Here is a 14,495-nt window from a genome sequence, read left to right as displayed (position 1 = left end):
GGGGCGGCCGGCAGTCACCGGACGTCGACGGCGCGGGTGCCGGCGCCGCGCTCCAGGTACCAGCGGGCGGTGCCGACCACCCCGTAGGCGCGGATCCGGCGGGTGGAGTTCTGCACCACCATGTCCCGGCGCTGCGTGATCGCGGTGGTGTGCCGGCGGACCCGGTTGATGAACATCCGGTCGGTGGGCGAGGGCCGGCGCGGCATGCCGCCGACCGCCAGGTACAGCTCGGCGGTGATCGCCATGTTGTTGCCCGCGTGCATCCGGTACGGCGTGAGGTAGCCGTGCCGCCGGTGGTGCGCGGGCCGGATCCGGCCGAAGAACGCGCCCAGCGCGACCAGCACCAGGAAGACGGCGCGCCCGGCCGGCCCGTGCTCGTCCCGGCGGGCGGTGACCCGGCCGCAGACCAGTCCGCCCCCGTCGAGCAGGGCGGCCCGGGCGGCGGCGGTCCAGCCGGGGGTGGGCAGGCAGTCGGCGTCGGTACGGGCGAGCAGGGTGGCGCCGCGCGCGATGGCGTGCCGGAACGCGGTGTCGACCGCCGAACCGACGCCCTTCTCGGGCTCGACCAGCACCTCGACCGGGAAGGGTGCCCGGGCGGCGAAGGCACGGACGGCCTCGACGGTGCCGTCGGTGGAGCCGTTGTCGGCGACCAGCAGGGTGAACTCCCGGTCCCGCTGGACGGCGAGGGCATTCAGGGTGGCGGTGATCCTGGCCTCCTCCCGGTAGGCGGGGACGACCACCCAGAGCCCGGTCACGACGCCTCCCAGACCATCGTCATCAGGCTCACGCCGCCGCCGAGGCCGAGCATCAGCACCTTGTCGCCCGGTGCCAGCTCCTCGCGTATTCGGTCGAGCTGGATCCCGATCGTGGCGCTGGCGACATTGCCGAGCTCGGGCACCGTCACCACCAGCTTCTCCTCCGGCACCCCGGTGGCCTCCACGAAGCGCTCCAGGTAGGGGACGGTCACCTGGTGGACCAGCACCCGGGCGTAGTCCTGCCAGCCGAGGCCGGTGCGGGCGGCCACCCGGGTCAGGATGTCCAGGCCGATCTTCTCGAAGACACCGCGCAACTCCGTTCCAGCGCCGCGGAAGTAGCTGTACTCGTCGCCGCGCGGGTGGCGCGAGCCGCCGCCGGGGATGCCGCCGGTCCGCCAGTGCTCGGAGGCGGTCTCGGTCTCCACGTCGAGGATGCCGCCGCGCTCCACCGCCTCCACCACGACGGCGGCGCCCGCGTCGCCGAAGGTGTAGCCGGCGAAGCCCTCGCGGAACTCCTCCGCCCCGCCGGGGTCCCGCCGCATCGCCCGGCTGGGTGTCTCGCCGGTGACCACGAGGGCCCGCCGGGCCCGGCCGGCCAGGATCATCGAGCGGGCCAGGTCGATCCCGTTGAGGAAGCTGTTGCAGGCGTTGCTGACGTCCAAGGCGTGGGCGCGCGAGCCGAGTTCGGACTGCACCAGATGGGCGGTGGCGGGTTCGGCGACATCCCGGGTGGCCGAGGCGAACAGCAGCAGGTCGATGTCCAGCGGGTCCAGGCCGCGGCTGTCCAGGGCGCGCCGGGCGGCGCCGAGGGCGAGGGTGGAGGCGTACTCGCCGTCGGCCGCGAAGTGCCGGGTGACGATGCCGGTGGCCTTCTCGAAGGTCCGCTCCGGCAGGCGCAGCCGGCCGCCGGCGGTGATCTCGTCCTGGAGCTGCCGGGAGGTCAGTCGGCGGGCGGGGAGCTGGGATCCGACGGCGGTGATGCCGATCCGCGCGGTGGCTGCTGGGTGCATGGCCCCATCGTGCTGCGGACGGGGCGGCGCCCGCCTGAGTACGGGTACTCAGGCGGGCGCCGCGGGGCTACTCGGGCCGGGTCAGTCCTGCTCGGACTCCTCGTCCTCGCGGCGGTCCGCACCGTCGCGGGGGAGGAAGCCGGCCGGCACGGCGTCCACCGGTACGGGGACGGAGACCGTAACCGCAGCCGCGGGAGCACCGGACCCGGGAGCACCGGCGGCAGAAGCGCCAGCGCCGGCGGCAGGTGCACCGGTGCCAGGAGTGCTGTCCCCGCCGACGGTGGACAGCAACTGCCGGGCCAGCCCGAGCCCGGTGCCGCCCATCGCGAGCGCCTTGGCGAACATCTCCCCCATCCCGTCCGCGCCGTTGAGCAGCACCATGTGCTCCACATTGCCGAAGGACTCGGCCGCCGCCCGCACGATCTGCGGCCACTGCTCGGCCAACTCCTGTGCCACCACGGCCTCCTGGTTCTCGGCGAGGGCGGCGGCGCGGGCCTTGATGCCCTCGGCCCTGGCCAGCGCGACCGCCCGGGCCGAGGCGGCGTCGGCCAGGCCGCGCGCCTCGACCGAGGCCGCCTCCGCCCGCCCGGTGGCGGTGGTCGCCTCGGCCTGCGCCAGACCGCGCGCCCGGGTGGCATCGGCGTCCGCCTCGGCGGCGATCCGCACCCGGCCGGCCTCGGCCGCGGCCGCCAGCTCGGTCTCCTGGGCCTGCGCCTGGGCGGCGGAGATCCGGGCGTCACGGGCCGCTTCGGCGCTGGTGCGGGTGTCGTAGGCGCGGGCGTCGGCGGGCTTGCGCACCTCGATCTGGAGCTGCTGCTCCTTGCGCCGCGCCTCCAGTTCGGCGACCCGGGTCTCCTGGACCACCACCTCCTGCCGGGAGGCGGCGTCGGCGAGCGGGCCTGCCTGCCGGGCGCGGGCCGTCGCGGTGTCCATCTCGGCCTGGTAGGACGCCTGTTGGATCTCGCTGTTGCGGGTGGCCTCGGCCTTGCGGGCGGCCGCCTCCTGCTCGGCCTCGGTGGCCACCCGGTCGGCCGCCGCCTGGGCGATCCTGGCGTCCCGCTGGACGGCGGCGGCATGCGGGATGGCGAGGTTCTTGATGTAGCCGGTCGGGTCGATGATCTCCTGGATCTGCAGGGTGTCGATGATCAGCCCGAGCTTCTCCATCTCCAGCCCGGAGGCGGCCCTGGTCTCGCCGGTGAGCCGCTCGCGGTCGCGGATCATGTCCTCGACGGTGAGTCCGCCGACGATCGACCGCAGGTGCCCGGCGAAGACGTTGTGGACGCGCTGGCTGATCAGTTTCTGCTGGTCCAGGAAGCGGCGGGCGGCGTTGGCGATGGAGACGTCGTCGTCGCCGACCTTGAAGATGACCACGCCCTTGACCCGGACCGGGATGCCCTGCGTGGTGACGCACTCGACGTTCAGGTCGGCCTCGTTGAGGTCCAGCGAGAGCCGCCGGACGCCCTGGAGACCGGGGGTGACGAGGGTCCCCCGGCCGGTGACGATCCGGAAGCCCAGCCCGTCACCGACCCCCTCGGTGCGGTGGCGGGAACCGGAGATGATCAGTGCCTCGTTCGGCTCGGCCACCCGCCACATCAGCTTGAAGAGCGTGATCCCGGCCACCAGGGCCCCGGCGACCGCCCCGACGATGACGAATCCCATGGTTCAACTCCCCCTTCCGGCGCAGAAGATGCGCCGAAATGGATTGTCCGCCCGGTCCGGTCGCGGGGAAAGGGACCTGACATGACACACCGTCACAAGGTCGTCACGGGACGGTCCGCGGATCGTCACGGACCGTCGGGCCTGGCAGCAGGGGCCCGACCGGCCGGGCCTCAGGGCCCGAGCGGCGCGACATAGACGGTCCGCGGCGGCTGGTACTCGATCACGACCACCGGAGTCCCCACCACCAAGCGGTCCCCGGGGACGGCCAGGTAGGCGAGGAACGCCTCGGCGCCCCGCCGCTCCGGGACGTGCACCATCACCTCGCCGACCAGCCCGGCACCCACCGCTCCGGTGACCCGCCCCGTGCTCCCGATCACGCCGGCCTCCCTCGACTCGTCAGCTCCGAAGCCAGTCTGCCCGCCGGAGGGCCTCCGTGCCCCACCGTTCACCCGCCGGACCTCGCCGTTCTCCCGCGGGGACCCCCTCTGGACCTCCGGCGGTCGGCTCGCTACGGTGTTGGACGTCATGCGCGGGCAACACCGCCTGCGGACGCGGGAGCTCGGAGCACCGGGCTGAGAGGGCGCTGAACGGGACGTCGGACGACGGACCGGAGGCTGCGTCGACCGCAGGAACCTGACCGGGTAATGCCGGCGTAGGGAGTTGAAGGTCCGTTGACCACCTTTGAGGCACAGCCGCAGTCTGCCCAGTCGCCGTCTGCCCAGTCGCCGTCCGCCGAGTCGCCGTCCGGGCACGGCGCCGTGACCAGCGCCGGCACCGGCTACCCCACCCCCGCCTGGCGCAAGGCCTACCGCGAGGGTTCCCGCCCCGACCTGCGCGTGCCGTACCGCGAGGTCGTGCTGACCAACGAGAAGACCGTCCCGCTGTACGACACCTCCGGGCCGTACACCGACCCGGCCTACGAGCCCGACGTCCGGCGCGGGCTGCCCGCACTGCGGGACGCCTGGATCCGCCAGCGCGGCGACGTCGAGGAGTACGACGGCCGCGAGGCGCGCCCCGAGGACGACGGCATCAAGCACACCTCGCCGCGCGGCGGGAACCTCCGCAACCTCGACGCGGTGTTCCCGGGCCGCCCGCGCCGTCCGCTGCGCGGCCGCGGCGAGGTCGCGGTCACCCAGCTCGGCTACGCCAAGCGCGGCATCGTGACCCCCGAGATGGAGTTCGTCGCCCTGCGCGAGGGCCTGGCGCCCGAGTACGTGCGGGACGAGGTGGCCCTCGGCCGGGCCGTCATCCCGGTCAATGTGAACCACCCCGAGGTCGAGCCGGCGATCATCGGCACCAACTTCCTGGTGAAGATCAACGCCAACATCGGCAACTCCGCGGTCACCTCCTCGATCGAGGAGGAGGTGGAGAAGATGACCTGGGCCACCCGTTGGGGCGCCGACACCGTCATGGACCTCTCCACCGGCCGCAACATCCACACCACCCGCGAGTGGATCCTGCGCAACTCCCCCGTGCCGATCGGCACCGTGCCGCTCTACCAGGCGCTGGAGAAGGTCGACGGCCGGGCCGAGGACCTCAGCTGGGAGGTCTACCGGGACACGGTCGTCGAGCAGTGCGAGCAGGGCGTCGACTACATGACCGTGCACGCGGGCGTGCTCCTGCGCTACGTGCCGATGACCGCCCGCCGCAAGACCGGCATCGTCTCGCGCGGCGGCTCGATCATGGCGGCCTGGTGCCTGGCGCACCACCGGGAGAACTTCCTCTACACCAACTTCGAGGAGCTCTGCGACATCCTCGCGCGCTACGACGTCACCTTCTCGCTCGGTGACGGCCTGCGCCCCGGCTCGATCGCGGACGCCAACGACGAGGCGCAGTTCGCCGAGCTGCAGACCCTGGGCGAGCTGGGCCGGATCGCCCGCGCCAAGGACGTCCAGGTGATGATCGAGGGCCCGGGCCACGTCCCGATGCACAAGATCAAGGAGAACATGGATCTCCAGAAGGAGATCTGCGACGAGGCCCCGTTCTACACCCTGGGCCCGCTCACCACCGATGTGGCGCCCGGCTACGACCACATCACCTCGGGCATCGGCGCCGCGATGATCGCCTGGTGGGGCACCGCGATGCTCTGCTACGTCACGCCCAAGGAGCACCTGGGCCTGCCCAACCGGGACGACGTGAAGACCGGCGTCATCACCTACAAGATCGCCGCCCACGCCGCCGACCTGGCCAAGGGCCACCCCGGTGCCCAGGACTGGGACGACGCGCTCTCCGACGCGCGCTTCGAGTTCCGCTGGGAGGACCAGTTCAACCTGGCCCTCGACCCGGAGACGGCCCGCGAGTTCCACGACGAGACCCTGCCTGCCGAGCCCGCCAAGACCGCCCACTTCTGTTCCATGTGCGGTCCGAAGTTCTGCTCGATGAAGATCTCCCAGAAGATCCGCGAGGAGCACGGCGACGGCTCGACCGCCGTCGAGGCCGGCTACGCGGAGGACGCGCTCGCCGGGATGGCCGAGAAGTCGGCGGAGTTCGCCGCCCAGGGCAACCGGGTGTACCTGCCGCTGGCGGACTGAGCGGGTCCACCGGAACGGCGGGGCCGCCCCGCGACCCGTGGGGGGAGCCGCGGGTCGGCCCCGCCGTGGTCCGAGCCCGGAAACGCCAGTGCCCCCGGACGGCCTCGGCCGTCCGGGGGCACCCGCGTGCCGGGTCAGCCCTGGGTCTGGGTGCGGCGGCGCTTGGCGTAGAGGACCGCGCCGGAACCGAGCAGCACCAGGGCGCCGGCGGTGCCGAACATGGCCACGGAGTTGCCGGCCCCGGTCGAGGCCAGCGTGGTGCCGGTCGCGCCGGTGGCCGTGGTGGTGGTGCCGGCCTGGCTCCCGGAGTTGTACGCCGCCGCGACGACCTTGGCGCCGGCGGTCGCGCTCGGGGTCGCGGTCGGGACGGTGACCGGGGCGGCGGCCGTCGTGGTCGCGGAGGGCCGGGCGGTGGTCGGCGCGGCGGTCGGGGTCCCGGCGGGGGCGGTGCTCGGGGTGTCGGTCGGCGCGGTGGTCGGGGCCGGGGTGGTCGCGGTCGGCGTCGGCTCGGGCCGGGGGGTCGGGGTGGCGCGGTAGCCGTCCACCTTCACCAGCGCGCCCTCGGCGACGTCGATCGTGCCCTGGTCGGTGTTCGGCATGAGGCTGAGCCATCCGGAGAAGAAGGTCCCCGTCCCGGTGAGGCTGACGAGCGAGAGCCGGGCCTTGTAGTGGTAGCTCTCGCCCTTTGCGATACCGCCGGTCACCGACGGCAGCTGCCAGGTGTTGTTCGCGCCCACGATCGCCGCCCAGGTGCCGTCCGGCCGCTGCACGTCCAGCTTGAGGACGGCGTCGGTCTCGGGGTACCGCAGCGTCGGGGTGATCGGCGAGGTGATGGTGGCGCCGTTGTTGAGCAGGGAGATGTCGGTCTCCCACGGCTGGTCGAACTTGATGGTGCCGTCGGAGGGGCTGAAGTGCTGGAACAGGGCTTCGGTGTGGGCGGCGACCGGCAGGTTGATCGGCGCGCTGTTGGTGCTGTTGTCCCGGTCGTTCAGCAGAGTGAGCTTCACGGCGGTGTTGTCCGCGGGCAGGGCGGCCCGCACCTTGACGGTGACCGACCAGCTGTAGGTCGTACGGGCCGGGACGGTGAAGGTCCTGAACGTCATGGCGTTCTTGGGGAGGACGTAGCCCGTGAAGCCGCTGCTCCCGAAGGTCTGCACGCCGTAGCTCTCCTCCGCGCCCGAGATCTCCTTGGCGCTGAAGTCGATCCAGCTCCAGCTGGTCGGGGCGGTGCCCAGGGGGGTGACGGAGATCGCCGGGTGGTACTGCTGCTCCTGGTCGGAGTTGTTGGTGACGGTCAGCTTCATGGTCGCGCCCTCGCCGCCGCGAGTGATCGGGGCCTGCCCCGGGGCCGTCTCCAGGGTGGCGGCCAGGGGCTTGGCGGCGTTCTCGTCGGCCTTCGCGGCCGGGGCGGCCGAGGCCGGGGCGACGGCGGCCGGCGTGGTGTCGGCGAAGGCCGCGGTGGGGGCGAGCACGGTGACGCCGGTGGCGGCGATCAGCGTGGCGGCGGCGAGCAGACGGGAACGGCGGGTCAGGGAGTGCGCGAGCATGAGTGAGGTCCCCCAAGGACTGATGACCAGCAGCTGTTCGACGGTTCGTCCACCGCGTTCTCGCGGGTACCGCAGCTGCGATGTGGAGATCTTCTCAGGAGATTCGTCCACCCACCATCGCTCGATCGTCACCGCTGTGTAACAGGGCGCCGGGCCGTTCCCCCGACGCCCGGGGGGTGGGTCGTACCGGTACTCAAGGCCCTTTTCTCCCAGGACGGTTGGGCCCGGACCGCCGGACCGCCGGACCGCCGGACCGCCGGACCGCCGGGCCTCGCCGACCGGCGGTCCGGGGCCCTGCGGTCAGGCGGCGTCCTCGGGGTACCAGCGGAGTTCGACCGTGTTGCCGTCCGGGTCCTGGACGTAGACGGAGGTGGCGCTGCCCCGGGCGCCGTAGCGGGGGACGGGGCCCTCCAGGACCTTGAAGACGCCGGTGCCGATGACCTGCTGCCAGTCGAGGGGGTCGACGGTGAGACAGATGTGGTCGACGTTGGACTCGCCGCGCGGGCGGGACATCAGGTCGATGATCGTCTCGGGGGTGACCCGGAGGGACGGGAAGGAGACCTTGCCGGCGCGCCACTCGTCGACCCGGACCGGCTCCAGGCCGAGCAGGCCGCCGTAGAACTCCAGCGAGCGTTCGATGTCGCGGACGTTGAGCACGAGGTGGTCGAAGGCCTTCACACGGATGGCGGTCATGGTGGCTCCAGTCGGGAGGGTGCTGCCGGTGACGTGTTCCACGATCCGCCAGGCGGCCGGTGCCATCAAGACGGCATCGGTCAACGATCATTGAGCCGGAGTAAACGGTGGAGGGGGCGGACAATGCTGGAACGGGTCGAGATCGAGGTCTTCCTGACCCTCGCGGAGGAGCTGCACTTCGGCCGTGCCGCCGAACGCCTGCGGCTCAGCACCGGCCGGGTGAGCCAGGTGGTGCGGCAGCTCGAACGGCGGCTCGGGGGCGCGCTGTTCGAGCGCACCAGCCGGTCGGTGCGGATCACCCCGGTGGGCCTGCGGCTGGCGGAAGAGTTGGCGCCGCTGGTGGCCGGCATCACGGCGGCGGTGCGCCGGGCGGCCGAGGCGAACCGGGGTGTCGCCGGTGAGCTGCGGGTGGCGTTCCTCGGCGAGGGGACGGCGCCGGTGCTGCTGAGGGCGGTCGCGCTGTTCAACGAGCGGCACCCGGACTGCCGGGTGGACGTCCGCGAGGCCCAGCTGGCGAACACCCGGTCCAGCCTGCTGGACGGTTCGGTGGACGTGCTGATCGCCGCCTTCCCGTTCGACGGCATGGCGAACGGCCCGGTGCTGATGACCGAGCGCCGGGTGCTCGCGGTGGCGGCCGGGCACCCGCTGGCGGGGGCCGCCTCGGTGTCGCTGGAGGTGCTGGGCGACCACCCGGTGGTGCAGTACCCGGCCGTGACCTCGGCGGCCTTCAAGCGGGACCGCACGCCGGACCGGACCCCGTCGGGGCGGCCGGTGCCGCCCGGCCCGGTCGGCGCGACCTTCTCGGAGATGCTGACGCTGGTCGCGCTGGGCCGGGGCGTGCTGCCGGTCGGCGAGCTCTCGCTGCGGTACCACCCGCGTCCGGACCTCGCCTATGTGCCGATCGAGGACGCCCCGCCGATCGTGCGCGGTCCGGTCTGGCGGGAGGGGAACACCACCGAGCGGGTCCGCGAGTTCGTCCGGGCGGCGGCGGACTCGGTGGCGGCCGGTTCGGTGGCGGTCGACACGGCGGCCGGCTCGGCAGCGGCGGCCGGCCCGGCGGCCGGCTCCTAGCGGCGGCGCCGGTCAGCTGTCGTCGGGCCCGGTGAGGGCCGGGGCGCCGCCGGCCCGGGCGGCGGCGGTGAGGTGGGGGACGAGCGCCCGCTCGCGCAGGGCGCGCTGCCAGTCGCGGCGGGCGTCGTCGAGCTCGGCCGCGAGCTCGGGGTCGGTGCCCTGCGGGAACGGGACGGTGGGCGGGGCCGAGCCGTCGCGCAGGGCGGTGAGGATCAGCCCGACGATGCCGACCGCCATCGCGGCCACCCCGGCGGCGAGGGCGAGCCACCCGGCGGTGAGCAGCGAGCGGGCCAGGGCGCTGTCCGGGGAGGCGGCCCGCAGCGCGTAGCCGAGCAGCAGCAGGACCAGGGCGGCCGTCCAGGCGAGGATCGGGGTGAGGACGGTGAGGACCGGGAGCAGTCCGGCGCCGCCGTTCTCCGAGCGCAGCTGGGTGAGCAGTCCGGGGGCGGCGGGTTCGCCGGGTGCGGGCGGGGCGGCGCGGAGGTTCTCGCGCAGCCGCAGGTAGTGCTGGTACTCGGTGGCCGCCGGGGCGGCGACGTGGTCGGCCGAGGCGAGCGCGTGGGCGCGCAGGTCGTCGGGGGGTGGTGCGCCGGGTGAGCGCAGGACGGTGCGGAGGGTGTCGTCGCGCAGTGCCGCGTCGAGGAGGCGCTCGAAGTCCGGGCGGTCCTCGGCGAGCAGGTGCGGGGCGTCGTTCATGGGGACCCCGTTCGTGCGGACCCCCGCGCTCTTTGCCCCGATGGGCACGGGGCGGGGCGCGGAGTCGGGCCGCCGGAGGGGCGGCCGGGTGTGGTGTGCCCCCGATGGTAGGGGTGGGTGCGGCCGGGTCGACAGTGGCTTTCCGGAATTTCGCGCCCCTGGATGCGCGTGCGCGACCGTCCGGGCGCCGGGAACGCGCGTTCGGTCGACGGTCCGTCACCTGCGGTGGGCGGAGGGTGTTCCGGGGAGCCGGAAGGTGTGCCGGGACGCCGGACGGGCCGGACCGCGTGCGGCCCGGCCCCGGGGTCGGCGTGCCGCCGCCTCAGATCGGCAGGCGGGAGACCAGCAGCCGGCCCTCCATGGTCACTCCGCCGTCCATGGCGACGGCGAGGTCCTCCGCGTAGACGTACGGGCCGGGGACGTGCGGCGGCATGCCGTCGTCGGCGTGCACCGCGCCGGTGAGGTACGGGATCGGGCTGTGGCCGTGCACGACGCGTGCGCCGCCGTAGGTGTCCAGCAGCTCGCGGACGGCGGTCGGGCCGGAGTCGCCGCGGAAGGCGAAGCGCTTGGTGAACCGGCGGAAGCAGTCCCACCACTCGTCGACGCCCTCGTCCGCGAGCAGGTTGTGGACGGCGTCGTTGACCTCGGGGATGGACTCGCCGTACTCGAGGTACGCGGTGGTGTCGGAGTGCAGCAGCAGGTGGCCGTCCTCCAGGGCGATCGCGGGGAGCCGGGAGAGCCAGCTGATGTGGTGCGCCTCCAGGCGCTCCAGGTCGCTCTGCTGCCCGCCGTTGAGCCGCCAGGCGGCGAGGAAGGAGGCGGTGCCGGCGGTGGACTGGACCGGTTCGTCGCCGTACCGGGCGGCGCCGAGGAAGAGCAGTTCGTGATTGCCCATCAGGGCCCGGCAGTAGCCGCCGGCGGCCGCCGCCTCGGCGGCGAGCTGCATGACGAGGTCGATGACGCCGATGCCGTCCGGGCCCCGGTCGGTGAAGTCGCCGAGGAACCAGATCCGGGACCGGCCGGCGGACCAGTGGCCGTCGGCGTCGATCAGGCCCTGGTGGCGCAGCTCGGTGCGGAGCTCGTCGAGGTAGCCGTGCACGTCGCCGACGACGTAGAGCGGGCCGACCGGCTCGCCGGGGGCGGGGGCCGGGTACGGGTGGTAGGGCTGGCCGGGTTCGGGGAGCGGGGGGCCGAGCTCGATGGTCGGCGGGTCGTCGCTCTGCGGTCCGGGGCCGGGGTGGCCGCCGTGGGCGGGGGAGGGGTGGTCCGGCAGGGTGGGCTCGTAACCGGCCTGCTCGTGGGGGCCGTTCTGGGCGTGCACGGTGTGGCCCTGTTCGGGGCCGGTGACCGGCCAGTGCTGTTCGAGGTACCGGGCGCCGCCGTAGCCGCTGTAGGTCTCGGCCTCGTAGCCGGTCGGGGAGTACCCGCCGTTGGGGTCCGGTTCGTAATAGGTGCCGTACGGCAGCACGTCGAGGTCCGGCTGGTGGCGTGGGCCTGAGTCCGGGTGTTCAGGCCCGGGGAAGCGGTCCTCGGGTGTCATTCGCCCATCATAGGAAGACCACTCTCCCGGCGTCGTCACCTGGTGGGTATCCAATCCTCCGGAGCGTCAGCCGGGCGGTCCGTCAGGTCCGTTTTGTCCCGACTCGGCATGGGCCGGGCCGCAGCCCGCTGGGGTGCGGTCGCGGGCGTCACACCTCACCCGGCGGGCGGGGCGGGCTGACCGTGGTGCGCGGGCTCCGCCGTTGCGAGGAGGCGCGGACGATGAGCTCGGTCGGCATCAGGGTGCCGGGCGGCGGCCCGGTGCCGGCGGTGCGGAAGCGCGGCGGGAAGAGCCGGGCGATGTCCACGCCGGTGCCGGAGTCCACCCCCTCGATGGCGTCGATCAGGAGGTTCACCACGGTGGTGCCGATCCGCCGGGGCTTGAGCGACAGGGTGGTGATGGGCGGCTCGGTGGTCGCGTAGACGTCGCTCTCGCTGCAGCAGACCAGCAGCAGGTCGTCCGGCACCCGCAGGCCGTAGCGGCGGGCGGCGGCGAGCAGGTCGGTGCCGTTGGGGTCGAACAGGCCGTAGACGGCGTCCGGCCGGTCCGGGCGGGCGAGCAGCCGGTCGGCGGCGACGGCGCCGGCGGCCGGGTCGTGCGCGGGGTAGGTCTCGTAGACCGGCTCCTGGCCGACCTTGGCGCACCAGCCGAGGTAGGCCTCGGTGGAGAGCCGGGTGTAGGTGTCGGTGCTGGTGCCGGTGAGCAGGCCGATCCGGCGGGCGCCGGCCTCGGAGAGGTGGTCGAGGATGCCGAGCACGGCGGCCTCGTGGTCGTTGTCGACCCAGGCGGTGACCGGGCAGTTCCCCGGCTTGCCGTCGCTGACGACCGGGACGCCGGACCGGTAGAGCTCGCTGACCAGCGGGTCCTGGTCGGGCGGGTCGATCACCACGGTGCCGTCCAGGGCGATGTTGCCCCAGACGTCGTGCCGGGACGAGGCGGGCAGGACCACCAGGGCGTAGCCGCGGCCCAGGGCGGCACTGGTGGCGGCCCGGGCCATCTCGGCGAAGTAGGCGAACTCGGTGAAGGTGAACGGCTCTTCGCCGTAGGTCGTGACGGTCAGCCCGATCAGGCCGGACCGTCCGGTGCGCAGGGTGCGGGCCGCCGCCGAGGGGCGGTATCCGAGGCGCTCGGCGACTTCGCGCACCCGGCTTCTGGTCTCGTCGGGCAGGCGGCCCTTCCCGTTCAGCGCGTCGGAGACGGTGGTGATCGACACTCCGGCGGCTGCTGCCACATCCCGGATGCCGGCCCGCTCCAGACGCCGTGAGGTGGTGGGCCGCCGACCGCTCTGGTTGGCTGCTGCTGTCATGGCGGACCGATCGTATGGCTCCTGACAAGGGTCTGTGACCGGCGCATTGGGAGCCTGTGGAGATACGTTTCTCCGTGAGTGAGCCCGTGTGCGCCCCTTTGATCCCCGTACGAAACCAGCTGGTTTACCTCTGACATGTGCCAAAGGAACCCAGCAGAATGGCTGATCCGCGTCTGTGATCCGACCGGGCATCTCACCCCTACGGGTGAGTGCGATCGGTATCGTTCAGGGCACCCGACCGGGGTGGAACCGCACGCGTTCCGACTGCCCGGGCACGGCGGTGACCCCGACCGTGGCGGGCGAACGCAGCGGAAAGACAGAAGGAGACCGACCGTGACCGCAGCACAGGGCCCCCGCCTCAGGCCGAGCCTGGACGGCATTCCCACCTACAAGCCCGGCAAGCCGGCAGGCCCCGACGCCTACAAGCTGTCGTCCAACGAGAACCCGTACGAGCCGCTCCCGGGCGTGCTGGAGGCGGCGGTCGCCGCGGCCGGCAACCTCAACCGCTACCCGGACATGGCCGTCACCGGGCTGACCGCCGAACTGGCGAAGCACTTCGACGTGCCGGTCGAGCACATCGCCACCGGCACCGGTTCGGTCGGCGTCGCCCAGTCGCTGATCCTGGCCACGGCGGGTCCGGGCGACGAGGTGATGTTCGCCTGGCGCTCCTTCGAGGCATACCCGATCATCACCCAGGTCGCCGGCGCGATCCCGGTCCCGGTGCCGCTGACCGCCGGCGGCGACCACGACCTGGACGCGATGCTGGCCGCGATCACCGAGCGGACCAGGCTGATCTTCGTCTGCAACCCCAACAACCCCACCGGCAACGTGATCCACCGCGCCGAGCTGGAGCGCTTCCTGGACGCCGTCCCGGCCGAGGTGCTGGTCGTCGTCGACGAGGCGTACATCGAGTTCATCCGCGACCCCGAGGTGCCCAACGGCCTCGACCTGTACCGGGACCGCCCGAACGTCTGCGTGCTGCGCACCTTCTCCAAGGCCTACGGCCTGGCCGGCCTGCGGGTCGGCTTCGCGGTGGCGCACGAGCCGGTCGCGAACGCGCTGCGCAAGACCGCGGTGCCGTTCGGCGTGGTCCAGATCGCCCAGGACGCCGCCGTCGCCTCGCTGCGGGCCGAGGCCGCGCTGATGGTCCGGGTGGACGCGCTGGTCGAGGAGCGGACCCGGGTGGTGGCCGGGCTGCGCGCCCAGGGCTGGGAGATCCCGGACTCGCAGGCCAACTTCGTCTGGCTGGAGCTGGGCGAGCGCTCGCAGGACTTCGCGGCCGCGTGCGCGGCCGCCGGGGTGATCGTCCGGCCGTTCCCGGAGGGCGTGCGGATCTCGATCGGCGAGGTCGAGGGCAACTCGATCTTCCTCTCGGTGGCGGAGGCGTTCCGCAAGGAGCTGTAGCCCCCGCGCGCAGTCCGGCCCCGCGGCGGAGCGGGGCGGCCCGGTCCCGGACCCGGCCGCCCGCTCCGCCGCGACGCGTTCCGGGGCTGTTCCGGGGAGCGTTCCGCGGGCCCGCCGCGCCCCCGGGCCACGGCTCCGGACGTTCAGGAGTGCCTGGGGTTTTCTGGGAGACGGCTGGGAGAACGGTCAACGGATCGTCCGGAACCGGCCAAGTCGGCCCCGGTGGCGGGCGGAGCGCGGCAAATGCCCGGTTCGGCCGGTCAGCCTTCTCCCAGTCGACGCC

The 14,495-nt window shown here is 73.4% G+C and carries 12 protein-coding genes; 3 read left to right on the top strand and 9 right to left on the bottom strand.

Annotated features, from left to right (window positions below; genetic code table 11):
- Positions 1-14 precede the first annotated feature (14 nt).
- From OG715_RS21950 to OG715_RS21935, 4 genes are all read right to left on the bottom strand, one after another.
- Positions 15-755, bottom strand: a complete 741-nt coding sequence (locus OG715_RS21950; RefSeq protein ID WP_266270560.1) for a glycosyltransferase family 2 protein — start codon at positions 753-755, stop codon at positions 15-17.
- A complete protein-coding gene (locus tag OG715_RS21945; RefSeq protein WP_266270559.1) occupies positions 752-1,765 on the bottom strand; it encodes a 3-oxoacyl-ACP synthase III family protein in 1,014 nt (337 codons plus the stop codon). Before OG715_RS21945 ends, OG715_RS21950 begins: the two co-directional genes overlap by 4 nt.
- Positions 1,766-1,846: 81 nt before the next feature.
- Positions 1,847-3,424, bottom strand: a complete 1,578-nt coding sequence (locus OG715_RS21940; RefSeq protein ID WP_266270558.1) for an SPFH domain-containing protein — start codon at positions 3,422-3,424, stop codon at positions 1,847-1,849.
- 170 nt (positions 3,425-3,594) lie between these two features.
- Positions 3,595-3,801, bottom strand: a complete 207-nt coding sequence (locus OG715_RS21935) for a hypothetical protein (protein WP_266270557.1) — start codon at positions 3,799-3,801, stop codon at positions 3,595-3,597.
- Positions 3,802-4,182: 381 nt separating this feature from the next.
- Between OG715_RS21935 and thiC the strand changes: the two genes are divergently transcribed.
- Positions 4,183-5,955: a phosphomethylpyrimidine synthase ThiC gene (thiC, locus tag OG715_RS21930; RefSeq protein ID WP_266271773.1), complete on the top strand. Its 1,773-nt coding sequence runs from the start codon at positions 4,183-4,185 to the stop codon at positions 5,953-5,955.
- A gap of 134 nt (positions 5,956-6,089) precedes the next feature.
- Here the strand turns inward: thiC and OG715_RS21925 are convergent, their stop codons facing one another.
- Both OG715_RS21925 and OG715_RS21920 read right to left on the bottom strand, forming a co-directional pair.
- Positions 6,090-7,502 (bottom strand): LPXTG cell wall anchor domain-containing protein, encoded by a 1,413-nt coding sequence (locus OG715_RS21925; protein WP_266270556.1) that lies wholly within the window; start codon positions 7,500-7,502, stop codon positions 6,090-6,092.
- A gap of 300 nt (positions 7,503-7,802) precedes the next feature.
- A complete protein-coding gene (locus OG715_RS21920; RefSeq protein WP_266270554.1) occupies positions 7,803-8,195 on the bottom strand; it encodes a VOC family protein in 393 nt (130 codons plus the stop codon).
- 123 nt (positions 8,196-8,318) lie between these two features.
- On the opposite strand from OG715_RS21920, the gene OG715_RS21915 reads away from it, so the two are divergent.
- Positions 8,319-9,266 carry a LysR family transcriptional regulator gene (locus tag OG715_RS21915; protein WP_266270552.1) on the top strand — a complete coding sequence of 316 codons (948 nt, stop codon included), beginning with the start codon at positions 8,319-8,321 and terminating at the stop codon, positions 9,264-9,266.
- Positions 9,267-9,278: 12 nt separating this feature from the next.
- Here OG715_RS21915 and OG715_RS21910 read toward each other — a convergent pair whose 3' ends face one another.
- The 3 genes from OG715_RS21910 to OG715_RS21900 all read right to left on the bottom strand — a co-directional run bounded on the left by OG715_RS21910 (position 9,279) and on the right by OG715_RS21900 (position 12,808).
- Entirely contained in the window at positions 9,279-9,962 is a 684-nt protein-coding gene (locus OG715_RS21910; protein WP_266270551.1) for a hypothetical protein, read from the bottom strand.
- A gap of 322 nt (positions 9,963-10,284) precedes the next feature.
- Entirely contained in the window at positions 10,285-11,502 is a 1,218-nt protein-coding gene (locus tag OG715_RS21905; protein ID WP_323182146.1) for a metallophosphoesterase, read from the bottom strand.
- A gap of 148 nt (positions 11,503-11,650) precedes the next feature.
- Positions 11,651-12,808 carry a LacI family DNA-binding transcriptional regulator gene (locus OG715_RS21900; RefSeq protein WP_078879728.1) on the bottom strand — a complete coding sequence of 386 codons (1,158 nt, stop codon included), beginning with the start codon at positions 12,806-12,808 and terminating at the stop codon, positions 11,651-11,653.
- Positions 12,809-13,141: 333 nt separating this feature from the next.
- Between OG715_RS21900 and hisC the strand changes: the two genes are divergently transcribed.
- Positions 13,142-14,212: a histidinol-phosphate transaminase gene (gene hisC / locus OG715_RS21895; RefSeq protein WP_266270550.1), complete on the top strand. Its 1,071-nt coding sequence runs from the start codon at positions 13,142-13,144 to the stop codon at positions 14,210-14,212.
- Positions 14,213-14,495 lie beyond the last annotated feature (283 nt).

Source organism: Kitasatospora purpeofusca, from assembly GCF_036010405.1.
GTDB lineage: Bacteria > Actinomycetota > Actinomycetes > Streptomycetales > Streptomycetaceae > Kitasatospora > Kitasatospora purpeofusca.
This window is presented reverse-complemented; position numbering and strand designations above follow the sequence as displayed.

Coding starts and splice junctions, on each gene's coding strand:
- OG715_RS21945 (WP_266270559.1), bottom strand. CDS start 1,765: ATGCACCCAGCAGCCACCGCGCGGATCGGCATCACCGCCGTCGGATCC.
- OG715_RS21940 (WP_266270558.1), bottom strand. CDS start 3,424: ATGGGATTCGTCATCGTCGGGGCGGTCGCCGGGGCCCTGGTGGCCGGG.
- OG715_RS21925 (WP_266270556.1), bottom strand. CDS start 7,502: ATGCTCGCGCACTCCCTGACCCGCCGTTCCCGTCTGCTCGCCGCCGCC.
- OG715_RS21920 (WP_266270554.1), bottom strand. CDS start 8,195: ATGACCGCCATCCGTGTGAAGGCCTTCGACCACCTCGTGCTCAACGTC.
- OG715_RS21915 (WP_266270552.1), top strand. CDS start 8,319: ATGCTGGAACGGGTCGAGATCGAGGTCTTCCTGACCCTCGCGGAGGAG.
- OG715_RS21910 (WP_266270551.1), bottom strand. CDS start 9,962: ATGAACGACGCCCCGCACCTGCTCGCCGAGGACCGCCCGGACTTCGAG.
- OG715_RS21905 (WP_323182146.1), bottom strand. CDS start 11,502: ATGACACCCGAGGACCGCTTCCCCGGGCCTGAACACCCGGACTCAGGC.
- OG715_RS21900 (WP_078879728.1), bottom strand. CDS start 12,808: ATGACAGCAGCAGCCAACCAGAGCGGTCGGCGGCCCACCACCTCACGG.